Consider the following 26047-nt stretch of genomic DNA (forward strand, 5'->3'; position numbering starts at 1 on the left):
ATTGACTATGGTTCAAGAGAGCGTTTATCGAGCTATTGAGCTCGTAGGATCATCCCCCATCGGTTGGGAAGATGCTGCCAAAAACGCAATCGACACGGCACATAAATCCATCTGGAACCTAAGGATCGCACGCGTTGCTGAGCTTGATGCCAAACTAGATGAAAAAGGTAATATAATATTATACAGAATTAAATTAAGAATATCCCTCAAATACGAAGACTGGAAGACAGATTTGGGCTGGAAGGTTCCAAAGGGGGACGCAGCCGAGCCCCTCTGCTGAGGCAAATCGATACCATTGAGCGATTCGGAAGAATGATTCCACAAAGCAAATTCGCGTTCTCTTCGGCGGCTCTGGTGCCTGATCGCTCTTCCATAAAAGATCTGAATTGCACCCCACAATTATTATAATCTAATTAATAAATTTTGAGGCAGGCAGAGCAACCTACAAATACAATCAACCCTTATCGCTGTCCCGGCGCGGTTGGGAACATGTCAGAAATAAAGCTGCTCATCGATGATCGAGAGGTATCCGTCCCCCAGGGGTCCACCATTCTCGATGCTGCCCGCATTGCGGGCTCTTATGTGCCGTCTCTTTGCCACCACCCGGACTTGAAGCCCATAGGCTCCTGCAAGCTCTGCATCGTCTCTGTGGAAGGCCTGGATTACTATCCTTTATCCTGCAATACCCCTGCAGCCGAGGGAATGGTTGTCCATACCCGCACCGAGGAGCTCCAGGAGATGAGACGACATACCCTGGAGATGCTCCTCGCCCTCACCAACCATCCCACCTCCTGCCTCTTCTGCGAGAGAAAGAACGAATGCGGCGAGCTGCGGGAGTGCATGCGCAAGTTTCCAGTAACAGTGGGCTGCAAGTACTGTCCTAACGACGGCCAGTGCGAGCTGCAAGAGGCAGTCACCTTCACCGGTTTGGACAGGATCAGATATCAGACCTCTTTCCGGGATATGCCGGTATTAAGAGAGCCGTTCTTCGACCGCAACTACAATCTCTGCATCATGTGCAGCCGGTGCATAAGAATGTGCGACGAGGTACGCGGCCTGGGCATCCTATTTAACAACCCCGATTTTCACCGCAACCACTGGATAGGTCCCGAATCCCTGCAGGAGGCAGACTGCAAGTTCTGCGGCGCATGCGTGGACGCCTGCCCCACCGGCGCCCTCTTCATCCGTTCGGAGAAATGGATCCGGCCCGACCGCACCGTGGTCACCATCTGCCCCTACTGCGGCGTAGGCTGCAGCCTGGATCTCAAGATCTCTGAAGACAGAATATTATCCGTCACGCCAAGCCGGGATGGAGCGGTAAACCGGGGCCAGGCCTGCGTCAAAGGCCACTTTGGATTGGAGGAGATCATCCACCATCCCGACCGCTTCACCACTCCTCTGATAAAGAGAAACGGTCAATTCGAGCCGGCATCCTGGGATGAGGCTTTAGACCTGGTCGCCCGGAGGTTCACAGAGATCCAAGATCGATACGGCCCCGATTCTTTAGGGGCTTTCTCCTCCTCCCGCTGCACCAATGAGGAGAACTATCTGGTGCAAAAGCTTGCCAGAGCGGTCTTTAAAACCAACAATGTGGACAACTGCGCCCGGGTCTGCCATGCCCCCTCAGTGACCGGTCTTGCCGCCTGCTTTGGCAGCGGAGCAGCCACCAACTCCTTTGACCAGATTGAAGACGCCGATGTCCTTTTCATCATCGGCTCCAATACCACTGAAGCCCATCCCGTAGTCAGCCTGAAGATAATCAAGGCAGCCAGAAATGGAGCGAAGATAATCGTCGCTGACCCCCGTAAAATCGAGCTGGTCGACAGGGCATCGGTCTGGCTCAACCAGAAACCGGGAACAAGCATCGCCCTGATAAATGCAATGATGAATGTGATCCTTAAAGAAGGGCTGGAGGACCGGGATTTCATAGACCGGCGCACCATGGGATTTGAGAACCTGCAAAAGACGGTGGAGGAGTATCCGCCTGAAAGGGCATCCCAGATCACCGGAGTGGCGGCAGAGGATATCATCGAGGCCGCCCGGCTCTATGCCAGTGCCGATAAAGCGATGATCATCTACGGCCTGGGCATAACTGAGCACACCACAGGAACCTCCAATGTGATGTCCCTGGGCAACCTGGCAATGCTCACCGGAAACGTTGGCCGCCGCTCGACTGGCATCATGCCTCTGCGCGGCCAGAACAACGTCCAGGGGGCCTGTGATATGGGCGCCCTTCCCAACGTCCATGTCGGCTACCAGCCGGTGACCGATGCTGGCATCCGGTCCAAGTTCGAGGAAGCCTGGAAGGTTGCCTTGCCTTCTGTCCCCGGCCAGACCTCCACCCAGATGATAGAACGCAATCCGGGAAAGGAGATCCGCGGCCTTTACATCCTGGGAGAGGACCCCGCCCATACCGAGCCCGACACCAACCGGGTGAGATCAACTCTGGAGTCCCTGGACTTCCTGGTAGTGCAGGAGATATTTCCCACTGAGACCACCAGGTATGCAGACGTCATCCTGCCCGCAGCCAGCTTTGCCGAGTGCGATGGAACATTCACCAACGGCGAGCGGCGCATTCAAAGGGTGCGGAAAGCGATACCAGCACTATGCGGCCAGGAGAACTGGCTGACGATCTGTCAGATCGCCCAGAGGATGGGCTATCCGATGAGCTACGGCCACCCCTCGGAGATCATGGATGAGATCGCCTCACTGGCGCCGATGTTTGCCGGAGTGAAGTTCGATCGGCTGGATGACGGCGGGCTGCAGTGGCCCATACCATCCCTTGACCATCCGGGAACAGAGACCCTGCATGCGGAGAGCTTCAGCTGCGGCCTGGGAAGGTTCAATGCCGTACAGCACAAGTACCCCGCTGAGCAGACCGATACGGAATATCCCTTGATCCTCACCACCGGCAGGAGAAGGGAGCATTACAACTGCGGATCCATGACCAGGCGATCCAAAGGAATAATGTGGGTATGGCCGGAGGAGGCCATAGAGATAAGCCCTGCCGATGCCAGAGAACTCGAGATCGAGGACGGAGAGACGGTTGTTGTCAGCTCCAGGCGGGGCTCTGTTAAGACCAAAGCAAGGGTTACAGACAAGTCCTCCCGCGGCATGGCCTTCATGTCGTTCCATTACCAGGATGTCTTGACCAACCTTCTGACCAATGCCGCTCTTGATCCTCAGGCGAAGACTCCGGAGTACAAGGCATGCGCTGTGAAGATAGAAAAGTTAAAGGCGTAATGATTGGATGATCTCTAAAGTTTACATTTCCTACGATCCGGATGATGAAGACCTGGCTCTGCGGCTCTCGCTAGCGCTGGGGCGGGTGGGCCTGGAAAGCTATGTCGCCCTGTACAATCAATCGCCTGCTATCTCTCTTGCCGATAGGGTGTCCTTTGCCATAAGAAACTCCGAGTGCCTGGTGGCTCTGGCAACCCGGAAGGGAAGTCGTTCTCCAGCCCTCTGCCAGGAGATAGGTCTGGCCAGGGGCATTGACCAACTGATCATTCCCCTGCAAGAGGAGGGCGCTCAGCTTCCTTTTCTGATCGATCAATTGCGAGCTTTACCCTTCAGAAGGGAGAGCTTTGCCGATGCCATAGGCATCTTGATCAAAAGCATCCGGGAGTTGAGCCGTCTGGAGTGGCTTCGGGTGGTCTGCCCCCAATGTGGAGAGGAGATGACCCAGTATCTGACCGACCAGGATGAGGTGGACTCTGCCCAGGAAAAGGGAATCTTCCTGGAGACGATCTGCAGCTACTGTCAGAACACAATCCTGCTCGACCCGCGGACATTCGAACCTCTGCCTGGGGAGCAAGAATCGCTGAAACCCCAGAAGTTCATAGAAAATTTTTGACAAATGGCTTTTTTTCCCTTGCATAGGTTTAAGTGAATTAAGGAGATCATACTACCTGAAGTCCATGCCCATTGGTGTTTATGTATGTCATTGCGGCCTGAATATCGCCGGCGTCTTGGATATTGAAGAGCTGAAGAGCTTCGCCGAGAAGCTGCCTGATGTGGCCGTGGCCAGAGATCTGCAGTTCTCCTGCTCGGATATTGGGCAGGAGCAGATTCAAAAGGATATTGCTGAATATAAGCTAGATAGGATCGTGGTGGCCGCCTGCTCGCCCAGACTGCATGAGCCCACATTTCGCCGGGCCATTGCCAAGGCCGGGCTGAACCCCTATATGCTGGAGATGGCCAACATCCGGGAGCATTGCTCCTGGGTGCACATGGACCTGCCAGCCATGGCCACGGAGAAGGCCAAGGACCTGATATCAATGGCCGTGGCCAAGGCCGCCCTCCTGCAGCCCTTAGAGCAGGAGCAGATACCGGTTAACAAGGATGTGATGGTAGTAGGAGGAGGCGTGGCCGGGATCGCTGCCGCCCTGGACCTGGCGGATGCGGGCTTTCATGTGTTTTTGGTGGAACGCCGGCCGACCATCGGCGGTTACATGGCCCTGCTCACAGACGTCTTTCCCACCAACGACTGCTCCATCTGCGTTCTGGGCCCCAAGATGTCCGAGGTCTTCAACCATCCCAATATCACCCTCTACACCTATTCCGAGGTCCTGGGGGTGGAGGGCAGCGTGGGCAACTTCACAGTATCTGGAGTTCACCGGGCACGCTATGTGGACCCGGTCCTCTGCAAAGGCTGCATAAACGAATGCGCAGACGTCTGTCCAGTGGAGGTGCCCAATGAGTACGACTTTGGCATCGGCAAGAGAAAAGCCATCTATGTGCCCTATCCACAGGCCGTTCCTCTGTCGGCATGCGTAGACCCCAAGGCATGCATCGGCTGCGGCCGGTGTGTGGAGTCCTGCCCCACCCAGGCGGTCAAGCTGGATCAGGTTGTCGAGCACTTCACGATCAATGTGGGGGCCATAATCGTGGCCACTGGATGGCAGCCCTTTGACGCTGCCCGGAAGGAGGAGTACGGCTTTGGCAGGCTCAGGGATGTCGTCACCACTCTGCAGATGGAGAGGATGCTCAATGCCTCCGGCCCGACCAAGGGCGAGGTTGTCCGGCCGAGCACGGGCCAGGTCGCCCAGTCCATAGCTTTCTTGCAGTGTGTCGGCTCCAGAGATGCCACAGTCGGCAACATATATTGCTCTCGGATCTGCTGCATGGCCTCGCTGAAGAATGCCCAGCTGATCGCTGAGAAGTACCCCGGCTCGGATATCACCATCTATTATATCGATATCAGAGCATGCGGAGAAGGTTATGAGGAGTTCTATGTGCGGGCTCAGATGCTGGGGATAAACTTCGTTCGCGCCCGCGTATCCAGCATCGAGGAGGTTGATGGCGATATCTATCTCCGCTTTGAGGACACCCAGACTGGAGAGATAAAGAGGGTCCGGCACGATATCGCTGTCCTATCCGTGGGCCTGGAGCCGGATAAGAGCGCGGACGTCCTGGGCAACCTTCTCGGCCTCTCCCGCAGGCCGGACAGGTTCTTTGAGATCGCTCACCCCAAGATGAGGCCGGTAGAGGCTCATATCGATGGGGTGTTCATCGCCGGGTGCGCCTCCGGGCCCAAGGAGATCCCCATATCCATCGCTCAGGGCAGTGCTGCCGCCGCCAAGGCCATAAGGCTATTGCAGAAGGGATTCTTGGATCTGGAGCCCACATCAGCCTATGTGGATCCCGATCTGTGCATCAAGTGCAAGCTGTGCGTCGATGTCTGCCCTCAGAAGGCCATCTCTGTGAAGAGCCCGGCTTATGTGGACGAGGCAGCCTGCAAAGGCTGTGGGTCGTGTGCTGCCGCCTGTCCAGTGGATGCCATCAAGATGCGCCTGTTCTCAGATGAGCAGATCCTGGCCCAGATCAGAGCGGCGACCGAGGTGAAGAAGGAGTTTCCCCTTATCATCGCATTTTTGTGCAACTGGTGCAGCTACGGTGCCGCCGATCTCGCCGGTACCTCTCGCATTCAGTATCCCACCAATGCCCGCAACATCCGGGTGATGTGTTCGGCGCGGGTGGATCCCAGCTTCGTCCTGGAGGCCTTACGGCGAGGGGCGGATGGAGTGCTCATCGCCGGCTGCCGCATAGGCGAATGCCATTACCATGATGGGAACTACCAGGCTCTGCAGAGGGTGAATGTATTGAAGGGTGTCCTGGAGAAGATCGGCATAAATCCGGGGAGGGTCAAGATCGTCTGGTGTGCGGCCAGCGAGGGCGAGATCTATGCTCAGGATCTGAGGGAGTTCATCGGGGAGCTGAAGGCCATCGGCCCCATAGGAACTGAGCTGGATAAGAGGAGAAAAGGGCCTGGAGAGGATGCCACAAAGGAAGCAGAGATACAATCGGAAAGCACGATGGCCAAGGGAGGTGAGGGGCAGCATGATGGAGATTGAGAAGGACATGGAGGTGGAAGGATCCCATATCCTGGCCAAGCAGAGGACCAAGGATAGCGAGAAGATCCTGGATTACGATTATAAGAAATGCGCCGGCTGCTCCATTTGCGTTGCCATCTGCCCCAAAAAAGCCTTGCAGGAGGGGCCGCTGAAGGAGATCGCCAAAGGCCTGGATGCGCCGCCTGTGTTGATAGACCAGGATCTTTGCGTATTCTGTGGGATGTGCGTGAACTTCTGTCCGATGAAGGCCTTCGAAATGAGAGTTGTGGAGAAAAAGGCTGAGCCAGAGGCGGCAGAGGCTGCCGAAGCAAAAGCATGACTGAAAATGTGTGTGAGACAACAGAAAAGGCAATGCCAAAGCCGGTCGACTTCAGAGAGAGGGAGGAGTATCCCAGGCTCATGGCCGAGGCGAAGCCAAATGAGAAGTGTCTGCCCTGCCTGCTCTGCGAGCCCGTCTGCCCGACGGAAGCGATCAAGGTGACCTTTGACAAGACTCGGGAGGATTTTGGACCCCTTCGGGAGGGGATTGAAGGGAAGATCTCCATAGATCAGGAGAAGTGCAACCTCTGCGGACGGTGCGCCAGGTTCTGCAAGGCCTTCCTTCTGGTCGATAAAGTGGAAAAGGATCGGGATCCCCGCGATCTGGTGCCTTATGAGCAGCTGCTGATAGACGAGGATCTTTGCGACTACTGCGGGCTGTGCGTCCCCCTCTGTCCGGAGGAGGCGATCGCTGTCGAGGGCGAGCCTCTAAAGCTTGATGAGGAGCCGAAGATCGAGGGGAAGATAAAGGTCGATGAGAGCCTATGTATTGGCTGCGGCAGGTGCGCTCTGGTCTGCCCCTATGAGGGCATGGACATATCCAAGCCCTTCCAGGGGGAGATCAAGATGGTGGAGAAGAACCTCGTTCGATGCGATCCCCTGGGCTGTCTGGCCTGCTTCAACGTCTGCCCTGCCAAGTGCTGGTATGTGGACGAGCGGGGCAAAGCCGCTCCGGTGGAAGATCAGTGCATCCTATGCGGGGCCTGCGAGAAGGCCTGTCCCGTCTCGGCCATTGATGTGCAGAGGACTGAGGTCAGCCATACGGAGGTAAAGGAGACCCCCTGGGCAGAGGAGTGGAAGGAGGCGATTCGTACCATATTGACCGGCGAGCGGAAGATACCGGATGTGAGCGGCGCTGTGGTCCCGCCCAAGATCGATAGGACGCCCCTGCCCGCTCCGGAGGCGCCGAAGGTGGATCCCGAGCTTCTGAAGATGGTGGATGAAGCCTTAAAGCCGCTGGTGCCAATGCTGGCCAAGCCCAAGATCCGCCAGATCATGGAGAACGAGCCGCCGGATAAGGCGAGCCAGAAGATTGTAGAGAGGCTCCACGAGGCTGAAAGGAAGAGAAAGAAGGCAAGAGAAGAGAACGCGGGGGCAGTGTAATGGCCACGGCAATAGAAGAGGATTTCAAGAACGAGGTATTAAGGCTGGCAGGAGAGGAGGTAAGGACCTGCATTCAGTGCGGCACCTGCTCGGCCAGCTGCCCCACGGCTCATCTTATGAAACCGAGCATAAGAAGATTGGTCAAGCTCTGTCTGGAGGGCAGACGGGAGGAGGCCCTGCACAATGAGACTCTGTGGCTGTGCACATCCTGCCTATTGTGCACTGTGCGTTGTCCCCGGGGAATAAGGCCGAAGATGGTCGTGTCCGCTCTGAAGGAGCTGGCGGACAGGGAGAAGATAGAAAGCCCTGGAAAGAACTACGACCACCTCTTCAATAAGCAGATCGAGGAATACGGTCGGATAAGCGAGCTTCCTCTCATCGGCGAGTTCTTGCTCTTCTATCCCCAAGGGACTGTTCAGTCCATGAAGGTGGGCCTGGAGCTTCTCCCCCGGGGCAAGATAACCCTGGAAAGAGAGCAGGTTATGGGAAAGGATGAGGTCAAGAGGATTATGGAGGAGCTGGGCAAATGAAGCTGGCTTACTATCCGGGTTGCGTTTCTCTCTCCACGGGAAAGGAGATGGACAGGTCCACCAGAGCGGTCTTTTCGAGCCTTGAAATCGAGCTGGAGGAGCTGGAGGATTGGAACTGCTGCGGGGCAACTCACGTCTCCAATGAGATGGTGGCCACGGGGCTTGCTGCCCGGAACATGTCCCAGACCGAGCTGGATATCGTGACCTCCTGCTCCATCTGCTACAGCAACCTCAGGGCGGCTGCCATGAAGCTGGAGGATGTGGAGATCAGAGCCAAAGTGAATGCCGTCCTGGAAAAGGAGTACAAAGGGGCGAAGATTCGGCACGCTCTGGATGTGATCCTCGAGGTTCTGGAGAAAGATGACCAGGGGATTGTGGTTCCTTTAAAGGAGCTGAAGGTGGCTGCTTATTATGGCTGCCTCCTCTCACGCCCTCCTGGGGTGTACAGCCCGGAGTATCCCGTTGTCCTGGAGAAGCTGATCCGGATTCTGCAGGCGGACGCTGTTGACTTCCGGCGGAAGACCTTCTGCTGTGGCGGGCCGATATTCATGCCCAAGGAGGAGGCTGCCAATGAGACCGCCTATCGAATCCTGAAAGACGCCAAGGAGGCGGGAGCGGAGGTCATCATCACCGTCTGCCCTCTGTGCCAGTTCATGCTGGATACCAAGCAGAGGTCGGTGGAACAGAGGTATGGTGAGGAGATAGGGATTCCAGTTCTCTATGTGACCCAGCTGGTGGGCATCGCATTGGGCCTGGGGCCGGACGACCTGGGAATGGATATGAATTCCGTATCGCCTATGCCGATGATGGAGCGGATATACCAGAGGATGGCGGAGCAGTAGAGGAGAAATGGCAGGAGTCTGCCACCTGGCTTGCTTTTATTCTATGAGGCAATATTTTCTTCGGCTCTTCGCTTAATTATGTGGGTCAGGCGCGGCTGAGAACAGCCATCTGTTCCTATGCGCCTCTGTGGTTTGATTGGATTGCAGATAACGGATTTTAGCCATATAGAGCACAAAGATCATAAAGGCCTCGCAAAGGTAATCCAGTTCTTGATAGCCCAATAATCCTTGGTGCGGTCTTTGTGTCCTTTGTGTGCTTTGTGGTTTATGGCTCTTTGCTGAATTATTTGGGTGAGGTACGGCAGCGGTTATAGTCTCTGTTCCTCTGTGGTTGGGTCAGAGCATAGCGGTTCACCACAGGGGCAAAAGGATACAGAGAATTTGCGATTCAAGTTCATCCATACTACATAGCGAGGAGCCTCTTCTTCTCTCGCTCCAAATATGCGAGGAATGGGTCTTTTGGCCAATTTCAGCTACTCAATGACGGTGCTGAGAAGGAGCAATATATTCCCAAACATAAAGAGCAAAATAGCGAAAGCGCCAATCATCTTCTTTGGTGTGGATCGAGCGATGAACAGGAGAATGAACATTACTGCCAGGATCGCTAAAGATGCAAGGAGCACTCTGCGTAATGGTATGAGAACAAGTTTTGCAAAGCCATAGTAGTATGTCATGTAATCCAGCAAGCTGGTCGCGGAATTAGATATGAATTGATAAACAGACAGTGAAATAACCACGAAAAGTAAAGTAAATATAAAACTTCTATTCCATTTTGAATAATTCTTAACTCTTTTAGAAAACCTATTGTATCTTTTTAATAAATGAAGCTCTAAATATTCATTTATTTTATTTATTTTATCATTAAAAAGTAAATAATCTGAGGCCAGGAGGAAGCCAGCGAAGAAGTTTGCAATGATCCCTGCCTGCTCCAGAGTTCTAGAATCCAAGCCTGATACAGCTAATTGAATATCAATTAATGGCATTTTTTCACTTTGGGCCCCCAGGTGGACTCTATCTATTTAAAGTCGTTGCGGTGGCTTGCGAGATGTCTGAGAAATCCGTGATGTAATCCTTTTCAATCCTGTGAACTCATTTTTGGCAACGTCCATCCCAAAGTCATTTCGCAGGATTCGCGCCTCTGACATGATCGTGGCCAGGTCCCGGGCAGGCTGGAGCAGGGATGCGCCATGCAGCGGTTATCTCTCTAGACATATTGCAGGCCACATTGATCGATGCATATAATGCTGTCTTATCATATGGACTTTTCAGAGGGTTAAATTTGAGAAAACTGGAATTCCCCGAGCCGTTTAAGCATGATCATCCTCCTGTCCAAGAGCTTAGTGATATAGATCCTGGCCCATCCAGTCAAGGAGAGAAGTTTGCCGATTGGGTTTACGAGAACTTGGGGTCATGGCGATTCATACTCGCACAATCGATCCTTGTGGCAGTTTGGGTGCTGCTCAATGCAACTGCCTACATGCAAGCCTGGGATCCTTATCCGTTCATCTTCATGAACTTGATCTTCTCATTGCAGTCTGCCTATACCGCGTCTTTAATCCTGATGAGCCAAAATCGCCAGGATCGCCTAAAAGCTCACAATGATTATCTTATGAACATTCGCGCAGAGGAAGAGTCCAAGGCAGTCCTTGACAATTTTGCCGCTCAGAATAGAGCACTGGAGGAGATCTATCGTGAGCTTCTTGCCTTGAAGAGCAAAATGGAAAATGTTGAATAATATGCCAGAAGGAATCTTGAGTGGCCTGCCAACTCCTGGACCTTTGAGGGCCGGATTGAGTTGGGAGCTAATGCTATTACATTTTGAATTGTCTTATAGCAGGAAAGAGAGATTGGACTTCGATTTCGATGGAAAATCCCTTTCCTCGCAGCTTACCTGGGCTGGATCTGGAGGTCAATTATGCGATTCGCATTGGAGAAAGTAAAACGGGGGAGATGGCTGATATCCCCCGGTTTTTAGGTGCGTTTTCATGGAAGAGGCACGGAGACAAAAGGGCGTGCTACCAGGAAATTACCCTGTAGACCCAGTTGCTCAGAAGCGTCCAGATCTTGACAAAACCAGATCCCTTCTCCAGCTTATTCTTATCCTTTGCAGAATATCTTTCCCTATCATTCATCCAAGAGTCCATGTGAGGCTTTCACATCTCTTTTGAATATAACAATATCGGTGCGCATGATGAAAGGGCCTGATCTGCAACATTAAGATCCAAGATCTCCTGGCATAGGCGGGCTTGGAGACGGCATGAACCCATTCAGCAATAAATTAATAGCAGTGCAAAGGAACGCCTTTTCCGGCATTGATATAAAAAGATAATGCCAGATAAAGGTAATATAGCATAAGCACGAAGATGTTGGCGGAAGCATTGAACCGTGGCGAGCAGCAATTTAGCAGGAAAATCGCAGAGGATGAAATGAAGTCGCCGGAAAGGATCACCATAGCACTGGACGAAGAGACAGCTGGCCTGTTCAAGAAGATGAAAGAGGACTCGAACATGTCCCAGAGCGAGCTGATGCGAGAGTCTCTGAAGTTCTTTGGCAAACATAAGTTGCTCTTTGAATATGCGGAGGACAACAAGGTCTACACCCATGCAGAGATGCTCGCTGCCGGGGAGCATGTCATACTTGATATCGACCACTGGATAATGTTTCTGAGCTTCATCGAGACGCATCCGGAGAAAGAGAAGTTCTGGAGCCTGCATAAAGAGGTCAGCCGGGCCCATGCCGAGCAGTTCAAGCACAAGCTCTTCAATGCCGAGACCATCCTCCGCCGGCTGGAGATCTGCAACCTATTTACCATGAATAAGACCGGCAAGAACGAGTTCACTCTGATCTTCGGATCGGATGCCCCCAAGAAGTTCGTCCTTAAGGAATTAGAGGAGATCTTCGATGGCATGGGCTTTTTGGTGGAGATCAAAGAGGACTTCTCCAAGCTCAGGATCAAAGTAATTCATGATCTATAAGAAAAATTAATCCCCTAGAAGGATCATACCCCCGCGAAGATGAATGACGTTTCCCCTTCCATGGATCTTATCTCCCTGGCAGAGGACTTCATCGCCGCAAAGCAGGAAGAGATAAGCCTGGAGCTGTCTAGAAAATATCTGCTATCCTCAGACGAGGTATCGGAGATCGTATCCACATTTTTGGAGGATTCTTATGGGCCGGCCATGGCCCTGGCAGGGGAAATTGCAGGGAGAGAGGGGCTGGTGCTGCTATTTATCGGCAGGAAGGACTGCGCCATCTGCCAGCGATGCTATCCGGTCCTGGAGAGATTCATCATTGAGCACAGAGAAATAGAGCCGGTGATCCTCGACTACTCCCAGACTGAGGGACTGATCTATCACCTGATCCATAGAGAAGAGAGGGGAATGCTGCCTTTGATCGCTTTCATATTTAAAGGGAAGATGATGATGAAAACCTGTGGCGAATGCGCTGCAGAGCATGTTTATGAGAAGTGCTATCGCGACATAAGAGACGATTGCAGCCAAAATTTATATGTCCACTGAGATCGCACCGGAGAGCCGAGGAAGAATATGACCATAATTGTGCTCAATTTCAAGACCTACCGTGAGTCTACAGGCCCGGAGGCTCTGCGCCTGGCCGAGATCTGCGAGGATATCGCCAGGGACTATTCTGTGCAGATGATAGTGGCACCCCAGACGGCAGACATCCATGCCATATCTCGTGAGGTAAAAATTCCGGTCTACGCCCAGCATGTGGATGGCGTTGGCTATGGCGGCTTTACCGGCCATGTGACCGCCGCTTCCATAAAAGCAGCAGGTGCGAGAGGTTCACTCATAAACCACTCGGAGAGAAGGATCAAGCTGGCCGATATGGAAGCCTCCCTCTCCGCCTGCCGGGATCTTGGCCTCGCGAGCATCATCTGCACCAACAACGTGGCCACCACCAGGGCTGCGGCAGCTCTTGAACCTGATTATGTGGCAGTGGAGCCTCCAGAGCTCATAGGAAGCGGAATTCCGGTATCCAAGGCCAATCCCAACGTGGTTAGCGATTCTGTCAGCGCGGTCAAGAAAATCGCCCCTCGTGTGGGGGTCCTTTGCGGCGCGGGGATAACCCATGGCGAGGATCTGAGAAGCGCTCTGGACCTGGGATCGGAGGGCGTCTTGCTGGCATCGGGAATCATTAAAGCCAAGGATCAGCGTCAGGCTTTAGAGGATCTTGTGACTGGGGCAAAATAGATGATGTCGGTGCACGTCAGGGTTTCTGGCCGGGTGCAGGGTGTTTATTATCGCGCCTATACCCGTGACCGAGCCAAATCCCTGGGAATCAATGGATGGGTGCGAAATATTCCCGGGGGCGGAGTGGAGGCGGTGCTGGAGGGAGAGAGACGACAGGTGGGGGAGCTGCTCAAGGCTATGAAGTCCGGGCCTTCCGGTTCTGTGGTCCTGGGTATGGAGCTCTCGGAGATCGAGGCCAAAGGCTATAATGACTTTGAAATAAAATATTAAAATGGATGTGATTTATTGCTTACCGTCAACAGATACAAGTGCTGCTACTGTGGTGCCTGCGTCAGCGTATGCCCGACATGTGCCCTGGAGCTGGTGGAGACCTGGCTGGAGATTTCCGCAGACTGCAAAGAGTGCGGCATCTGCACCAAGATATGTCCGGTGGGAGCGCTAGAGGTCGAGGCATGAAGTGCGATGTGATAGTGGTTGGAGCGGGCCCGGGTGGCTCCATGGCCGCGAAAACGGCAGCAGCAGCCGGCCTGAATGTGGTCATGCTGGAGAAGCGCCAGGAGATCGGCGATCCTGTTCGCTGCGCTGAGGGGGTGGGCAAGAGGGCCTTATGCAAGATGGTCAAGCCAGAGCCGGAGTGGATCGCCTCTGAGGTGAAGGGCGCCAAGATCTACTCTCCAGACGGAAGCAGCATAGTCATGTCCGAGGACCGGAGCGGGAGCGAGGTTGGCTACGTTCTGGAGAGAAAGGTCTTCGACCGGGCTCTGGCTATGCAAGCCGCCCGCGCCGGGGCCCGAGTGCTGGTCAAGACTCGCGCTGCCAGCCTTCTGATGAATGATGGTGTTCCCTATGGCGTTAATGCCATTCAAGTGGGAGATCCTCTGAAAATCGAAGCCCCGATCATCATCGGTGCGGATGGCGTAGAGTCAAAGGTAGGCCGTTGGGCGGGTATTGACACCACGCTCAACCTCAAGGACATCGAATCCTGCGCCCAGTTTCTGGTATTGGATCCGGGAATCGATGATGACTACACCAAGTTCTACTTGGGAAACAGCATTGCTCCTTCAGGGTACGCCTGGTCCTTTCCCAAAGGGGAGAAGCTGGCCAACGTCGGCCTGGGAGTTCTTGGAAGCCGATCCAGGCCCGGTGAAGCCATCCGTCTGCTGCGGGAATTTACAAAAAAGCACTTTCCCAATGGCAAGATAGTGGAGATGGTGGTGGGCGGAGATCCCTGCTCCGGGCCCATCCAGTCGGCCACTGCCCACGGCGTTATGCTGGTCGGAGATGCCGCCCGCCAGACCGATCCACTGACTGGAGGGGGGATTCTCAATGCCATGGAGGCAGGAGTCATCGCCGGAGAGGTGGCAGCAAAAGCAATTGCCGCAGGCAACGTCGCGAGAGAGGGGCTTCGAGAGTATGAGGAACGCTGGCGAGAGGGCATAGGCAGGCACCTGGCTCGCAGCCTGGAGTTCAAGGAGTTCTTCGTAAAGCTGACCGACAAAGATCTCAATATGCTGATCGGTTCCCTGGCAAAGGAGGACATATCCAAATTGGATCTGCCTGGCCTCTTGCGGGTGCTCTTCCGGTTGAATCCCAAGCTTCTCTGGGAGTTGCGCCACCTCGTAACATAGTTGCCAGGCTCCAAAGGATCTGGATTCTGAATATGGCTTTGGCTTATTCCAGGGTGGAGGTGCCATCTGCCTTCTTTGGCAGCCTCTCCAGGTCAAAGCCGATTTTTATCTTCTCTTTATCCGCATCGAGCTTCACCACGCCCATATGGAAGATGTAGCGCATGGTCCGGCGGCCATCGGGGATGCGCAATTTATGCTCCCGGCGGAGGATCATGGCGCTGGCGGACTGCAGTGCCGGGCCGCTCTGCAAAAACAGCAGTCCGGGTAGGTTGAGCCGCTGGTGGCCAGTGGTCGGATATCTCTCATCCATCAGCTCTGCCAGTTCTTCGCGACGGATCTCGACGATTTCATCGCTGCTTTTGACAACGATCTGACTCTCGTCGGCATGCACCTCATCTATATGAGAATGAAGGGCACAGAGCACATAGCTATCCCCCTGGCCCTTATTCTCCTGGGGCAAAAGAGCTTCCAGCTTTTTCATAAAGGGCTTAAGAAGAGGACTGGCACCGGCAAAAAGTGCCCCCGGTAGGTTTTTAACCTCAGTCTTTGTCAGCTCATCCAGATCCCTTTTGTCAATCTCGATGGCTATCATAGAGAACCAAAGGACCTTACGAGATATATCTATATCGGGACGAATAAATTACGATTATAAAAAAATTTTCAAACTTATACTAAATTATTCTCCCTAAATTAATTATTTAACTCTATTTTGTAGTTGCTTTCGCAAGAATGGCAAAAAAACGGCTTTAATTTTTGAGGGATATCATCCCCTCAAAAAATCATCGTGATTATAAATTCCTAATCAGGCTTATTTTATCCTAAATAACCATCTAAATGCGAATATCAGCTGCATTTTGACTTATTATCTAAAGTATTAGTCTAAATAAGTAAAATTAAAAGACCAAGCCTTTCAAAACAAATTATTTATATCATTAAGTATTAGTGACCTGAAAAATATGGTGACGATTATGAGAGAGTCGACAGTAAAGATCCTGGATGACAAGGACATGGAATTCGTGGAGACGCTCCGCTCCCTTGGAGTGCCCCGAAACGTAGCAACCCTTATCACATTTCTGGCAAATGTGGATGAGGCCTCCTCAAGGGAGATAGAGATGGGCTCAGACCTCAGGCAGCCAGAGGTGAGCATTGCCATGAGAACCCTGCGCGACAACAACTGGATAGAGGAGAAGGAGATTAAACGCGAGGGCAAAGGAAGACCGATGAAGGTCTACTCATTGAAAGCAGGCATTGAAGAGGTCATAAAACATTTCGAGGAAGAGAAGCTGCATGAGTCCGCTCAGGCCATGGAGAGCATCCAGAGGCTCAAGCAGCTCATATCAACATAAATTATCCAGGATTCAATTATTGCTCGATCGGGGATGAGGATTTCAGATCTGCCTCTTAACTGGGGGAGATGAGAGCACCTCAACCTCTATTTTTGCTGCTATTCCCCGTCCAAGCGAGATCTTCGATCCGTTAAGCTCGATTACCACCGGTCCGCCAAAGGGATGGCAGGTTATTTTGCGCACACGGCTGCCTCTTCTTATTCCCATGGATTCAAACCTCCTCTCCCAGCCATACTCACCGTTCACGGAATGAATCTCCAGGGTCTGATTACAGGGGGCCCTTGAGAGCTCAATGTATCTCATCTCCGATCATCCACCTCGTCGCCATCACCTCCAGAACACGGATAAATCTTGCGCAGCGATCATCCTTTCGCAATCCTTCTCTTCCCAATCAATTGCATCATAATCGCACATTCACCCCATTCTTCCTTAGATATGTCTTGACGTCTCTGATGCTGCATTCCTGGAAGTGGAAGATGCTGGCCGCTAAAGCTGCAGAGGCATCGGTCTTTTGGAAGACCTCCAGCATATGCTCGGGATTTGCGCATCCCCCCGAGGCGATCACAGGCACCCGGACCATTCTCGCCACAGCAGCGGTGAGGGGTATGTCAAATCCAAGCTTGGTGCCGTCTCTGTCCATGCTGGTGAGAAGGATCTCTCCTGCTCCCAGGGAGACGGCCTTTTTGGCCCAGTCGATGGCGTCAATTCCGGTGAACTCCCTGCCGCCATAATAGGAGCATTCAAACCAGCAGGGCCCCTCTTCCGTCTGTACCATATTCCGGCCATCCTCCTGGGAATAGCGCCTTTTGGCATCTATGGCTAAAACCACGGCCTGATTTCCATATCTACCGGCGATCTCGCTGATGAGATCCGGTCGCTTTAGGGCGGAGGTGTTAACGGTGACCTTATCCGCACCAGCGTTGAAGACCTCCCTTGATTGCGCCAGGCTGCTTATCCCCCCGCCCACGGCCAGGGGCACAAAAACCGAGAGCGATGTCTTCTTTATCACACTGGTCATTGTCTCCCGCCGGTCACTGGATGCAGTTATATCCAAAAAGACGATCTCATCCGCACCATCCTGATAGTACTGATCGGCCAGCTCCCAGGGGACTCCGGCATATCTGATCTGCTTGAACTCAATTCCCTTGACCACTCTGCCTCCGGGGACTCCCAGGTCGCAGTCCAGGCAGGGAATGATCCTTCTAGCTAGCATATGGTAGACCTCACGAAGTTCTTCAGGATTCTAAGGCCCTTTGGCCCTGATTTCTCGGGATGAAACTGGGTGGCAAAGAGGTTATCCTTATGGACCGCAGCTGCCAATTCCACTCCATGATCTGTGGTGGCGGCTATAACCGATTTGTCCCTCGGCTGGCCGTAGTAGGAATGGACGAAGTAGAACATGTCCCCCTCACTGATGCCATCAAAAATCTCCACCCGGTGCTTGATGTATAGGCTGTTCCAGCCCATCTGGGGAATCATCACTCCATCCGGCAGGCGCACAACCTTTCCCTCTATCCAGCCCAGACCCGGCGCGCCCGGACTCTCCTCGCTCTCCTGGAAGAGCACCTGCATGCCAACGCATATGCCCAGCATCGGCACTCCCTCTTGGAAGCATGATAAGAGCGAGTCTGAGAATCGAGAGAGCTGATTCATGCAGCTGCCAAAGGCCCCCACACCCGGGACAACTATGCCCTTCGCCCCGGCCAACTCCCCTGGATCGCGGGCAATCTTGGGATTGCCGCCCACATACTCCAGGGCGTTGTATATGGAAAATAGGTTTCCCATTCCATAATCCACTATGATTATACTCATCTGCGTCTTCCTTCTCGCTATGGCGCGATTTTATTTGGCGCCATTAATATCTCTATTTGCGATCCTTTCATATCTTTTCATAAGCCTGTTGGCTCGGCGGAACGTATATTCCTGCGAGGTACCATACCCTGCAGGGGGCAAGGATTATGAACTTTCATAGTAAATTTTTTAAGATTATTTATGATTTCTTCACAATTTCGCATTCATATAGCTTCATATCAACTCAATTCGTCCGTTATTTCTCTATTTCTTATCTGCAATTTAATTATAGCAAATCTTTAAATAGGCCGACAACTCAATTCCGCCCTTCTCCATCACTTAAAAACTTGACCCATAATACTTAAATAGGGAACGATGGACACCTCCCTCCACCAGGTCATAAAAATTAAGATTCGGGAAAATACTTAATGGAGATGCAATATAATGACCAAATCGAATCCTTTTGAGATAGCTCAAAAACAGCTTGATGATTGTGCCAAGATCCTAAACCTCGATCCTGGAGTGCATGAGTTCCTCCGCCACCCCAGGCGAGAGTTTCACGTATCGATTCCCGTGCGCATGGATGACGGCAGCATAAAGATCTTCCAGGGATACAGGGTTCAGTATAACGATGCTCTGGGCCCCTGCAAGGGCGGCATAAGATACCATCCGGATGAGACCATTGATACCGTGAGGGCTCTAGCTGCCTGGATGACCTGGAAGACCTCCCTTCTCGGCCTGCCCCTGGGCGGAGGCAAAGGTGGAGTGATCTGCAATCCCAAGGAGCTCTCCACTGGGGAGCAGGAGAGGCTCTGTCGGGGCTATGTGGATATGGTCTGGCAGAACATTGGACCGGAGAGGGACGTTCCTGCGCCGGACGTCTACACCACTCCTCAGATGATGGCCTGGATGATGGACGAGTACTCAAAATTGACCGGCTCGAACAACTTTGGTTGCATTACCGGCAAGCCTCTGTGCGTGGGCGGCTCCTGTGGCAGAAGCGATGCCACTGCCCGGGGAGGCATGTATGCTCTGAGGGAGGCGGCAAGGGAATTAGGAATTGATCTCTCCCGGGCCACAATTGCCATTCAAGGGTACGGTAATGCCGGCAGCTATGCACACAGCCTGGCCAAGGAGCTTTTCGGCAGCAAGGTTGTCGCGGTGAGCGACTCCAAGGGGGGAGCATTCAATCCGGCAGGAATAGAGCCGGCGGAGGCATCAAGCGTCAAGGCGGAGACCTGTACCGTGGCCAGCATACCCGATGCCAAGAGGATAAGCAATGAGGAGCTCCTGGAGCTCAATGTGGACATTCTCATTGTCGCCGCTCTGGAGAACGTGATCACCAAGGAGAATGCTGGAAATATCAAGGCCAAGATCATCTTGGAGCTGGCCAATGGTCCCACCACACCGGAGGCAGATGAGATCCTCTTCAATAACAAGGTGCATGTCATCCCCGACTTCCTGGCCAATGCCGGCGGAGTCACCGTCTCCTACTTTGAGATGGTACAGAACATCATGCGCTACTGCTGGTCATTCGAAGAGGTCTATCAAAGGTTGGACGAGAGGATGACCATGGCCTACCAGGGAGTATTGGCCGCCTCCAGACAGTACAATATCAACATGCGTCAGGCAGCCTACACTGTGGCCGTGGCCAGGGTGGTCGATGCCATGAAGACCCGCGGCTGGGTTTAAAGGAGAGACGAGCTTACCTCTGAACAGTCAGATAAGCAGATAAAAATAGGTCCTTTGCATCCTCCGAGCAAGAAGCCCGGAATGATTGCAGAGGCCTACAATCTTTATTTGGTCATCATTTGGTCTTTTGATCTTTGCTGGATTGGGGATTCATCTTTTTGAAATGGATATAGATTTCCTGGGATGAGTTTTGCTCTCTTTATAGGAGGGTTGGGCAAAGTCGATCTCTAACGAGGTAGGAGGAAAATTGGCCGTAATGGTTGTGGTCGACTTTTGCCCGCTAATTGCTCGTCATTCAACGATATAAATGTATGGTGCAGATTCCTGGAAATCCTGGTATTCGAGTACGGTCCATGCACCTGCTACATGCTTCTCCTGCTGCAGCAATCGCTTTCTTCAAGCTCGCAATTCATCCGAATCCTGCTGAGAAAATCAATGGCTCTTCGCTGAATGATGTGAGTGAGGTCAGGCAGAGATTATAGCCTCTGTTCCTCTGTGCCTCTGTGGTTGGGTCAGTGCATCGCGGTTCACCACAGAAGCACCGAGAATTTCTGATTCAGTCCACCCACACTAAATAGCGAGGAGCCAAATCAATCATAATATGTCACGAACCTCTTACGGCTTGCCTGCACTCTGCCCCGACCCCCCGGTGTTGAGGGAGCCTCATTGGCTGCGGCGGAGTCCACTGAAAAACAGCCTGCATGGATTAATATTGGCCTTAATCCCGTCTGGATCCGAGAAACAGAATAAAGCAATGCGCCCTTACATATAAATGGGAACTTCCCATTTGTTCTGCTTATCCTTGGGAGCATTCTTCTTTGACCATGCCGGATAAACTAAGATATTGCCTTGCTCATCCTCTTCATTGACCATCTGCTCATTTTCTTCCTTTTCCTCTTTCTCTGCCATTTTGAATCCCTCTCGGATCGTGACAGCCTATCGATGATCCATTCCTCGCCCAAGCATTTATTAGTTTTGAAGATAGATATAGATCAATTCAATTCATAGGTGAAGTGAATGAAATTCCTCTCCCGGGCAGTCAAGGTCATAAAGAGGACCAAGAGCGTAAAGTCCATTCGTTTCGAAAAGCCGGAACATTTCAGCTATCTTCCCGGCCAGTGGACTTTTCTGATCTTCGGCGATGGGCCAGAGCGGATCATGAAACCTTTATCCTTCTCAAGCAGCCCTACAGAAGACCATCTGGAGGTCACAAAAAAGCTGACCGGCCTGAGGTTCTCAGAGCTTATAGACGATTTGGAGGTTGGAGACACACTTTCACTGGACGGGCCTTATGGGAGCTTCTCTTTTCTGGGCGAGCACGATAAGGTCTGCATGCTATCCGGCGGGATAGGAATCACACCCTTGCGCAGCATGATCAAATTCTGTACCGATAAGAAAACGAGCACAGACATATCCCTCCTCTACTCCAACCGAAATGAGGATGAGATCCCCTTTTATGATGACCTGATGCCGATGCAGAGGGCCAATCCCCGTCTTGTGGTCAATATGACCATCACCAATCCCAGCCCCGCCTGGAGAGGCCTATCGGGGCGGTTGAACGGAGAGATGATAAAGAGCACTGTGCCCCAATGGGCAGAGAGGATCTACTATGTCAGCGGCCCCCAGCCGATGGTCGAATCTATGACCGCCCTCTTAACGGAGATTGGACTTGACCCGAGTCAAATTAAGCATGAATACTTCAGCGGGTACAATAGATCGAACGCGGGAGAAGAGCTGGTGGGATAGAATCTATTTTATCTTTTCCCTTCCTCCTCCTTCTCCCTTATCCGGGAATTAATCACCCGGTCCGACCTCTGCAGGGCCTCATGGGTCCCGCCATAATGAAGGGCAGCCTCTCTCATCATCTGCTTGAAGCCCTCCATATCTCCATCATCCGTTTTTTCGCACAGCCGCATGCACTCCGACACAAAGGCCTGCCGGGCAGCCGCCGCTTTGGGATTCATCTGAATGGAGGCATAAAGCTCAGGATTCTGGTCCAGGATTCTGCCCACAAAGTCGATCATTATCTCATAAACCGGAGACATGAACCGGTGCGACCTCTGCACATCAAAATCCAGAGCCTTCAGTGCCGCCCCGATGCTGATATAGGCGAAGTGGGTGAGCGCCTGCACTACGGCCATGGTCTCGTCATGCTCTTCTGCCTCCAGAATCTCGATCTTGGCTCCATCCGATTCGAAGAGGGACCTGATCACTCCAAGCCACTTTCCCGTCTTCCCCTCCACCGGGGTGAAGATGATCGTCTGGCCAAAGAGTGAGGGCATGGTGGGCCCGAACATGGGATGAGTGCCCAGTGCTTCCACCCCCTTGGGAGCGTAAGTCTTCATCGCCCTCACCGGCCCGGACTTGACCGAGGTCACATCCATGATCAGGCTGCCTGAATGCATGCGTGGGGCAACCTGACGTATCACTTCCACCGTCTTCTCGATGAGCACGCTCACCAAGACCACATCGCTCTCTTCCACCTCAGCCATCATATCATGGGCATAGCGCACTCCCAGACGTTCGGCTACCTCCACCTTCCCGCTCGGCCCCCAGATGGCCACCTCCCATCCTTTTGATTTGAAATAGCGAGCAAACCAGGAACCCGTCTCCCCAGTTCCGCCCAATATCAGTATGCGCACCATCTTCCCTCCCTCATCCGAGATCTCCTTATCTTCATCACCTGCTCTTCCTCTGCCTTCGCTCCTCCAGGCTCTCCCTGACCGCCCTCTCCATCACATCTGCTGGAGCCTTCCTGCCCGTCCAGATCTCAAAGGCCCTTGCCCCCTGATAGACCAGCATCATCACTCCATCGATGGCCGCTGCACCAATGGACCGAGCATCCCAAAGAAGCTCCGTCTCCCGGTTATACACGATATCAAAGACGACATGATGGCTCTTTAAGAGACGGCTATCTATTATCCTCCCATCCCCCTCTCTCATCCCCACCGAGGTGGCATTGATGATAACATCCGCCTGGCGTACCAGGGGTTCCAGATCACACAGGCAGTAGCTTATGCCGCCCACAGAGGCAGCCAGCTCATGAGCCCTCTTTAGGTTCCGGTTCGCTATGGAGACCTCCGCTCCCTCCCGATCCAGAGCATAAGCTATCGCCCTTGCCGCACCTCCTGCGCCAATCAATAAAACCCGGCTGCCTTTGACCTTGACTCCAGCATCCTGCAGAGCCGATAAAGCCCCCCAACCATCGGTATTGTAGCCCTGTATTCTGTTCTTTCCTTTCTCTTCCCCCGCCTCTCCAGAAAAGGATATGGTGTTTACCGCTCCAATCGCTCTGGCCAGATCATCTGCCTCCAGAAAATCCAGGCTCAAAGCCTCCTCCTTGAGAGGAATGGTCAAATTCAGTCCGCCAAATCCCATAGCATCTGCTCCAATGACTGCATCTTTAAGCCTGGACCGGCTGACGCGAAAGGCATGATAGCATCCATCCATGCCCAGGGCCCGAAAGGCGGCATTCTGCATGGCTGGAGAGAGGCTGTGCTCGATTGGATCGCCAAAGATTCCGAAGATCTTCATTTTTTCATGTGCTCCTATGATCCAGATTCTCGGCCTGACTTATTGACCGGGTGCTTTTGATGCTCTAGAGGATATTCCAGATATGCAGCACATACCAGACAACTCCTCCCGCAATGGCTCCAAAGGCAGTAGCTGCCAGGTTCACCCCGTTATTGCTCAGGGTGCCCCGGCTCTGCAGGGTCGCTCCCAGCAAGCTGTCGAAGTTGGTGCCCAGGAATCCAGCAGCTGTCCCGATAACGATTCCTAAGAGTCCAGTCATCCCGCTGATCGCGGCCAAAATGCTGATGATCAGTGCGCCGAGCAGCGATGCCCCCTCGCCAAGCAGCGTCACCCCTCCATCCACACCCGGCTCAGTCTCCTTAAGAGTGGTAATCATCCTGGGCTTGGAGCTGCTGGTCTCTCCAATCTCGCTGGCCAGGGTATCGCCATTGGCCGTGGCCACAGATCCGATGAAGGCGTATACGAATAGGTCGTTTCCGTAGATGCCATAGAATACTGCCATGGCCAGCGGTACCAGGCTGTTGCTAAAGACGTTCTTGTAGCCTCGCGCTCCTCCATGTGACTGGGCTATCCCTAGCTTCTCCTTTTTAGCATATCCGTAACGAGTGAAACCGCCACCCATGAGATAAAAGATCAAAAGAAGCAAAAACCAGCTCAAGCCAGCGAAGATTATAACCAGAAAACCGACTATGGTCTCGCTGATCACGGCAGATATGTCCGCCGCTTTAGCCCAGTAAGCGCCCACTCCTAAAATGAGGGCGAAAAGGCATATGAGTATGATTGTATGCAGCTCCGGGAATGGATAGCGGAAGGAGAAGAGCCACATCACCATGGCGGTTCCGAAGGGAACGGCAAAGTCTCTCATCCTGGATGCCTGATTTAGAAATGTGCCGGAAAGACCACCCAGGACCGCAAGGAACATAGCGCTCTCCTTGGGAATAGTACCCGCGGAGATCCAGATCGCGAGGGGATAGCCCAGAGCTACAGTAATGAGAAGATGAGCTATGCTTCCTGTTAAGGAACTAAACCTCAGATAGCCCAATGAGGCAAAGGTGGAGGCCATAAAAGAGATGGCGATAACATACAAAGGAAGATCGATGCTCATCTGGGCGAGAACAGGCCTAATGATCAGGAGAAAACCCAGGGTTGCCGCAAGCAAACGGGTGCTCTTCTCCATAAAAAAAGCCGCCGCCAGAGCAACTACTGTGAACGGCCAGGCATAAGGCAGAAGCAATACCATAAGTCCTATGGCCAGCCTGGAGGCGTTCTCGCGGTTCATGCAGTACAAACCAGTTTCATCGCAAAAATACTTTGCCTATGGAAAACCAGTGATGAATTGATGATTCACCGCCTGTATGAAAAGCTCCTAGAGATGCGCATATCCAAGGCCAACCTCCCTGGCTGCATTGCCATAGTCCTCAGCTCAGGGGATCTATTTGATGAGGGCCTGGATAAGCTGAGGGATATCATCGAATGGAGCAGATCGATGGGTCTTGCCTCACTCGTCCTTTACATAAATGATAACGAGCCCACACTCTGCCAGAAGATCGCAGACACTCTGCGGAGCTCTCCCGCTCAAATCTCTCTGCACACAGCAGATGCAGATCTGCTTACAGGTTCCGGCGGGAGGATGAGGGTTACCGTCTCTTTAGGATATGGGGGCAAAAGAGAGGTGACTGAGGCTTTCCGAGATCTTCTCAGTGAGGTGGAAGAGGGAAGGCTGATTCCGGAGGATATAGATGAAAAGGCAATAGAATCCCGTCTTCGCTTCAGCCAGAAGCCCGATCTGGTGATAAGGGCGGGAGGAAAGCAGCTGAGCGACTTCATGATCTGGCAATCGGCCTACTCAGAGCTTTATTTCACCGATGTCAACTGGCTGAGGCTGCGCAAGATAGATTTTCTCCGTGCCATCAGAGACTATCAGGGGCGAGAGAGGCGCTTCGGCCGCTGATCATTTATTTTCCGGTCTTGGGAATATCCTTTGAGGCGAGAATGCAGAGAAACCGGGCAGGTATCATCTCTGATATAACGATATCATCATTTACTGTCATCATCTTCACACCTGCCTCTCTGGCCGGGGCGGCATCCACCTGGATTACCTTGGGATTCCCAGTGCGGTAGCCTGCCACATCCCAGGCCTTATTTGGGGTGGTTGATAGATGGACATACCTCTGGGACGCGGACTTGAGGCCGATCTCCAGGATCCTGTCTGCCTCCTCCTCGCTCGCTCCGTAATATAGCCTGGGAAGATGGCATTCCGGATGGTCCAGTTCTATATCCATAGAGTGACCGTATCTGGCCCTGATCCTCTGATTTGAGATCTCATATCTCTGCTTGGGATCGGATTGAGCAAGGGCGATAACCATCTCTTTGTTCGCCCAGCGATGTCTTTTTTGAACCACCTCTCCCAGCTTCGAGAGGTCGATCCAGCCCCGAGAGTCCATCTCCAGGCCCAGATCAAGGGGAAAATGCCGAAGGCCCCCCGCTACCAGTCTGCCCAGCTGTTCCGTCCTGGCCTCATCCAGAATAAGCTGACCGGCAAGTCCGCACTCACAATGCTCTTCTCTGAAAAATCCGTGCTGAGGGCAACGCTTGATCATCAGTAGACCTCCTCCGTCATCATGAATAGCCTTTCGCATAGATATAGCTGACTGCTCTCCATTAAAAAACCGATATTCAGTTCCTATAGTCAGGC

30 protein-coding genes are annotated in these 26047 nt (G+C 52.9%); 19 read left to right on the plus strand and 11 right to left on the minus strand.

Annotated elements, in window-relative coordinates:
* The first annotated feature begins 7 nt into the window (after nt 1–7).
* The 8 genes from MCON_RS13840 to MCON_RS13870 all read left to right on the plus strand — a co-directional run bounded on the left by MCON_RS13840 (nt 8) and on the right by MCON_RS13870 (nt 9150).
* Entirely contained in the window at nt 8–280 is a 273-nt protein-coding gene (locus MCON_RS13840) for a dodecin family protein (protein ID WP_013720561.1), read from the plus strand.
* A gap of 209 nt (nt 281–489) precedes the next feature.
* Complete coding sequence (gene fdhF, locus MCON_RS13845) at nt 490–3243, plus strand: formate dehydrogenase subunit alpha (RefSeq protein WP_013720562.1); 2754 nt, start codon at nt 490–492, stop codon at nt 3241–3243.
* Nucleotides 3244–3250: 7 nt separating this feature from the next.
* The gene (locus tag MCON_RS13850; protein WP_013720563.1) at nt 3251–3856 is read left to right on the plus strand and encodes a toll/interleukin-1 receptor domain-containing protein; all 606 of its coding nucleotides are present in this window, start codon (nt 3251–3253) and stop codon (nt 3854–3856) included.
* 64 nt (nt 3857–3920) lie between these two features.
* On the plus strand, nt 3921–6356 hold the full coding sequence (hdrA2, locus tag MCON_RS13855) for a CoB-CoM heterodisulfide reductase HdrA2 (RefSeq protein ID WP_013720564.1): 2436 nt from the start codon (nt 3921–3923) through the stop codon (nt 6354–6356).
* Nucleotides 6343–6675 (plus strand): 4Fe-4S binding protein, encoded by a 333-nt coding sequence (locus MCON_RS16350; RefSeq protein ID WP_052297588.1) that lies wholly within the window; start codon nt 6343–6345, stop codon nt 6673–6675. The genes hdrA2 and MCON_RS16350 overlap by 14 nt, the downstream gene beginning before the upstream one ends.
* Nucleotides 6672–7778 (plus strand): 4Fe-4S binding protein, encoded by a 1107-nt coding sequence (locus MCON_RS13860; RefSeq protein ID WP_052297589.1) that lies wholly within the window; start codon nt 6672–6674, stop codon nt 7776–7778. Before MCON_RS16350 ends, MCON_RS13860 begins: the two co-directional genes overlap by 4 nt.
* Complete coding sequence (locus tag MCON_RS13865) at nt 7778–8308, plus strand: 4Fe-4S dicluster domain-containing protein (RefSeq protein ID WP_013720565.1); 531 nt, start codon at nt 7778–7780, stop codon at nt 8306–8308. Before MCON_RS13860 ends, MCON_RS13865 begins: the two co-directional genes overlap by 1 nt.
* Complete coding sequence (locus MCON_RS13870) at nt 8305–9150, plus strand: CoB--CoM heterodisulfide reductase iron-sulfur subunit B family protein (RefSeq protein ID WP_013720566.1); 846 nt, start codon at nt 8305–8307, stop codon at nt 9148–9150. The genes MCON_RS13865 and MCON_RS13870 overlap by 4 nt, the downstream gene beginning before the upstream one ends.
* Nucleotides 9151–9623: 473 nt before the next feature.
* Here the strand turns inward: MCON_RS13870 and MCON_RS13875 are convergent, their stop codons facing one another.
* On the minus strand, nt 9624–10133 hold the full coding sequence (locus tag MCON_RS13875; protein WP_013720567.1) for a hypothetical protein: 510 nt from the start codon (nt 10131–10133) through the stop codon (nt 9624–9626).
* 242 nt (nt 10134–10375) lie between these two features.
* On the opposite strand from MCON_RS13875, the gene MCON_RS13880 reads away from it, so the two are divergent.
* Nucleotides 10376–10885, plus strand: a complete 510-nt coding sequence (locus MCON_RS13880; RefSeq protein ID WP_202795805.1) for a DUF1003 domain-containing protein — start codon at nt 10376–10378, stop codon at nt 10883–10885.
* A 280-nt stretch (nt 10886–11165) separates the two neighbouring features.
* Here the strand turns inward: MCON_RS13880 and MCON_RS16985 are convergent, their stop codons facing one another.
* Nucleotides 11166–11294, minus strand: a complete 129-nt coding sequence (locus MCON_RS16985; protein ID WP_269798818.1) for a hypothetical protein — start codon at nt 11292–11294, stop codon at nt 11166–11168.
* A 219-nt stretch (nt 11295–11513) separates the two neighbouring features.
* On the opposite strand from MCON_RS16985, the gene MCON_RS13885 reads away from it, so the two are divergent.
* The 6 genes from MCON_RS13885 to MCON_RS13910 are packed head-to-tail and all read left to right on the plus strand — an operon-like array spanning nt 11514 to nt 14989.
* A complete protein-coding gene (locus MCON_RS13885) occupies nt 11514–12125 on the plus strand; it encodes a ribbon-helix-helix protein, CopG family (RefSeq protein WP_232844296.1) in 612 nt (203 codons plus the stop codon).
* 39 nt (nt 12126–12164) lie between these two features.
* Nucleotides 12165–12668, plus strand: coding sequence for a hypothetical protein (locus MCON_RS13890; protein ID WP_157863839.1), 504 nt, complete (start codon nt 12165–12167; stop codon nt 12666–12668).
* A 27-nt stretch (nt 12669–12695) separates the two neighbouring features.
* Nucleotides 12696–13361, plus strand: a complete 666-nt coding sequence (gene tpiA, locus MCON_RS13895) for a triose-phosphate isomerase (protein WP_013720571.1) — start codon at nt 12696–12698, stop codon at nt 13359–13361.
* A complete protein-coding gene (locus tag MCON_RS13900) occupies nt 13362–13631 on the plus strand; it encodes an acylphosphatase (protein WP_048132554.1) in 270 nt (89 codons plus the stop codon).
* Between the two features lie 15 nt (nt 13632–13646).
* Nucleotides 13647–13817: a 4Fe-4S binding protein gene (locus MCON_RS13905; RefSeq protein WP_013720573.1), complete on the plus strand. Its 171-nt coding sequence runs from the start codon at nt 13647–13649 to the stop codon at nt 13815–13817.
* Entirely contained in the window at nt 13814–14989 is a 1176-nt protein-coding gene (locus tag MCON_RS13910) for an NAD(P)/FAD-dependent oxidoreductase (RefSeq protein WP_013720574.1), read from the plus strand. Before MCON_RS13905 ends, MCON_RS13910 begins: the two co-directional genes overlap by 4 nt.
* 43 nt (nt 14990–15032) lie before the next feature.
* Here the strand turns inward: MCON_RS13910 and MCON_RS13915 are convergent, their stop codons facing one another.
* Entirely contained in the window at nt 15033–15581 is a 549-nt protein-coding gene (locus MCON_RS13915) for a hypothetical protein (protein ID WP_013720575.1), read from the minus strand.
* 376 nt (nt 15582–15957) lie between these two features.
* Between MCON_RS13915 and MCON_RS13920 the strand changes: the two genes are divergently transcribed.
* Nucleotides 15958–16335, plus strand: a complete 378-nt coding sequence (locus tag MCON_RS13920; RefSeq protein WP_013720576.1) for a hypothetical protein — start codon at nt 15958–15960, stop codon at nt 16333–16335.
* A 42-nt stretch (nt 16336–16377) separates the two neighbouring features.
* Here the strand turns inward: MCON_RS13920 and MCON_RS13925 are convergent, their stop codons facing one another.
* The 3 genes from MCON_RS13925 to hisH all read right to left on the minus strand — a co-directional run bounded on the left by MCON_RS13925 (nt 16378) and on the right by hisH (nt 18147).
* A complete protein-coding gene (locus MCON_RS13925) occupies nt 16378–16638 on the minus strand; it encodes a FeoA family protein (protein WP_013720577.1) in 261 nt (86 codons plus the stop codon).
* Nucleotides 16639–16735: 97 nt separating this feature from the next.
* Entirely contained in the window at nt 16736–17548 is an 813-nt protein-coding gene (gene hisF, locus MCON_RS13930) for an imidazole glycerol phosphate synthase subunit HisF (protein ID WP_013720578.1), read from the minus strand.
* Entirely contained in the window at nt 17542–18147 is a 606-nt protein-coding gene (hisH, locus tag MCON_RS13935) for an imidazole glycerol phosphate synthase subunit HisH (protein WP_013720579.1), read from the minus strand. Before hisH ends, hisF begins: the two co-directional genes overlap by 7 nt.
* 423 nt (nt 18148–18570) lie before the next feature.
* Here hisH and MCON_RS13940 point away from each other — a divergent pair, with 423 nt between their 5' ends.
* Entirely contained in the window at nt 18571–19818 is a 1248-nt protein-coding gene (locus MCON_RS13940; protein ID WP_013720580.1) for a Glu/Leu/Phe/Val family dehydrogenase, read from the plus strand.
* 762 nt (nt 19819–20580) lie between these two features.
* Here MCON_RS13940 and MCON_RS16355 read toward each other — a convergent pair.
* The gene (locus MCON_RS16355) at nt 20581–20727 is read right to left on the minus strand and encodes a hypothetical protein (RefSeq protein ID WP_157863840.1); all 147 of its coding nucleotides are present in this window, start codon (nt 20725–20727) and stop codon (nt 20581–20583) included.
* A 108-nt stretch (nt 20728–20835) separates the two neighbouring features.
* On the opposite strand from MCON_RS16355, the gene MCON_RS13945 reads away from it, so the two are divergent.
* Entirely contained in the window at nt 20836–21564 is a 729-nt protein-coding gene (locus MCON_RS13945; RefSeq protein ID WP_013720581.1) for a ferredoxin--NADP reductase, read from the plus strand.
* An 8-nt stretch (nt 21565–21572) separates the two neighbouring features.
* On the opposite strand, the gene MCON_RS13950 is transcribed toward MCON_RS13945, so the two are convergent.
* From MCON_RS13950 to MCON_RS13960, 3 genes are all read right to left on the minus strand, one after another.
* The gene (locus MCON_RS13950) at nt 21573–22463 is read right to left on the minus strand and encodes a prephenate dehydrogenase/arogenate dehydrogenase family protein (protein ID WP_013720582.1); all 891 of its coding nucleotides are present in this window, start codon (nt 22461–22463) and stop codon (nt 21573–21575) included.
* Between the two features lie 34 nt (nt 22464–22497).
* Nucleotides 22498–23352: a shikimate dehydrogenase gene (gene aroE, locus MCON_RS13955; protein WP_013720583.1), complete on the minus strand. Its 855-nt coding sequence runs from the start codon at nt 23350–23352 to the stop codon at nt 22498–22500.
* Between the two features lie 64 nt (nt 23353–23416).
* The gene (locus MCON_RS13960) at nt 23417–24631 is read right to left on the minus strand and encodes a TIGR00297 family protein (RefSeq protein ID WP_048132557.1); all 1215 of its coding nucleotides are present in this window, start codon (nt 24629–24631) and stop codon (nt 23417–23419) included.
* A gap of 60 nt (nt 24632–24691) precedes the next feature.
* Here MCON_RS13960 and MCON_RS13965 point away from each other — a divergent pair, with 60 nt between their 5' ends.
* Nucleotides 24692–25303, plus strand: coding sequence for an undecaprenyl diphosphate synthase family protein (locus MCON_RS13965; RefSeq protein ID WP_013720585.1), 612 nt, complete (start codon nt 24692–24694; stop codon nt 25301–25303).
* 4 nt (nt 25304–25307) lie between these two features.
* Here MCON_RS13965 and MCON_RS13970 read toward each other — a convergent pair whose 3' ends face one another.
* Nucleotides 25308–25952, minus strand: a complete 645-nt coding sequence (locus tag MCON_RS13970) for an RNA 2'-phosphotransferase (protein WP_013720586.1) — start codon at nt 25950–25952, stop codon at nt 25308–25310.
* Nucleotides 25953–26047 lie beyond the last annotated feature (95 nt).

The organism is Methanothrix soehngenii GP6 (genome assembly GCF_000204415.1).
Taxonomy (GTDB): Archaea; Halobacteriota; Methanosarcinia; order Methanotrichales; family Methanotrichaceae; genus Methanothrix; species Methanothrix soehngenii.

Bases quoted from the DNA above. Each gene is read 5' to 3' on its own strand.
- MCON_RS13840 (WP_013720561.1), top strand. From the start codon at position 8: ATGGTTCAAGAGAGCGTTTATCGAGCTATTGAGCTCGTAGGATCATCC.
- fdhF (WP_013720562.1), top strand. From the start codon at position 490: ATGTCAGAAATAAAGCTGCTCATCGATGATCGAGAGGTATCCGTCCCC.
- MCON_RS13850 (WP_013720563.1), top strand. From the start codon at position 3,251: ATGATCTCTAAAGTTTACATTTCCTACGATCCGGATGATGAAGACCTG.
- hdrA2 (WP_013720564.1), top strand. From the start codon at position 3,921: ATGCCCATTGGTGTTTATGTATGTCATTGCGGCCTGAATATCGCCGGC.
- MCON_RS16350 (WP_052297588.1), top strand. From the start codon at position 6,343: ATGATGGAGATTGAGAAGGACATGGAGGTGGAAGGATCCCATATCCTG.
- MCON_RS13860 (WP_052297589.1), top strand. From the start codon at position 6,672: ATGACTGAAAATGTGTGTGAGACAACAGAAAAGGCAATGCCAAAGCCG.
- MCON_RS13865 (WP_013720565.1), top strand. From the start codon at position 7,778: ATGGCCACGGCAATAGAAGAGGATTTCAAGAACGAGGTATTAAGGCTG.
- MCON_RS13870 (WP_013720566.1), top strand. From the start codon at position 8,305: ATGAAGCTGGCTTACTATCCGGGTTGCGTTTCTCTCTCCACGGGAAAG.
- MCON_RS13875 (WP_013720567.1), bottom strand. From the start codon at position 10,133: ATGCCATTAATTGATATTCAATTAGCTGTATCAGGCTTGGATTCTAGA.
- MCON_RS16985 (WP_269798818.1), bottom strand. From the start codon at position 11,294: ATGGACTCTTGGATGAATGATAGGGAAAGATATTCTGCAAAGGATAAG.
- MCON_RS13885 (WP_232844296.1), top strand. From the start codon at position 11,514: ATGTTGGCGGAAGCATTGAACCGTGGCGAGCAGCAATTTAGCAGGAAA.
- MCON_RS13890 (WP_157863839.1), top strand. From the start codon at position 12,165: ATGAATGACGTTTCCCCTTCCATGGATCTTATCTCCCTGGCAGAGGAC.
- tpiA (WP_013720571.1), top strand. From the start codon at position 12,696: ATGACCATAATTGTGCTCAATTTCAAGACCTACCGTGAGTCTACAGGC.
- MCON_RS13900 (WP_048132554.1), top strand. From the start codon at position 13,362: ATGATGTCGGTGCACGTCAGGGTTTCTGGCCGGGTGCAGGGTGTTTAT.
- MCON_RS13910 (WP_013720574.1), top strand. From the start codon at position 13,814: ATGAAGTGCGATGTGATAGTGGTTGGAGCGGGCCCGGGTGGCTCCATG.
- MCON_RS13915 (WP_013720575.1), bottom strand. From the start codon at position 15,581: ATGATAGCCATCGAGATTGACAAAAGGGATCTGGATGAGCTGACAAAG.
- MCON_RS13920 (WP_013720576.1), top strand. From the start codon at position 15,958: ATGAGAGAGTCGACAGTAAAGATCCTGGATGACAAGGACATGGAATTC.
- MCON_RS13925 (WP_013720577.1), bottom strand. From the start codon at position 16,638: ATGAGATACATTGAGCTCTCAAGGGCCCCCTGTAATCAGACCCTGGAG.
- hisF (WP_013720578.1), bottom strand. From the start codon at position 17,548: ATGCTAGCTAGAAGGATCATTCCCTGCCTGGACTGCGACCTGGGAGTC.
- hisH (WP_013720579.1), bottom strand. From the start codon at position 18,147: ATGAGTATAATCATAGTGGATTATGGAATGGGAAACCTATTTTCCATA.
- MCON_RS13940 (WP_013720580.1), top strand. From the start codon at position 18,571: ATGACCAAATCGAATCCTTTTGAGATAGCTCAAAAACAGCTTGATGAT.
- MCON_RS16355 (WP_157863840.1), bottom strand. From the start codon at position 20,727: ATGGCAGAGAAAGAGGAAAAGGAAGAAAATGAGCAGATGGTCAATGAA.
- MCON_RS13945 (WP_013720581.1), top strand. From the start codon at position 20,836: ATGAAATTCCTCTCCCGGGCAGTCAAGGTCATAAAGAGGACCAAGAGC.
- MCON_RS13950 (WP_013720582.1), bottom strand. From the start codon at position 22,463: ATGGTGCGCATACTGATATTGGGCGGAACTGGGGAGACGGGTTCCTGG.
- aroE (WP_013720583.1), bottom strand. From the start codon at position 23,352: ATGAAGATCTTCGGAATCTTTGGCGATCCAATCGAGCACAGCCTCTCT.
- MCON_RS13960 (WP_048132557.1), bottom strand. From the start codon at position 24,631: ATGAACCGCGAGAACGCCTCCAGGCTGGCCATAGGACTTATGGTATTG.
- MCON_RS13965 (WP_013720585.1), top strand. From the start codon at position 24,692: ATGATTCACCGCCTGTATGAAAAGCTCCTAGAGATGCGCATATCCAAG.
- MCON_RS13970 (WP_013720586.1), bottom strand. From the start codon at position 25,952: ATGATCAAGCGTTGCCCTCAGCACGGATTTTTCAGAGAAGAGCATTGT.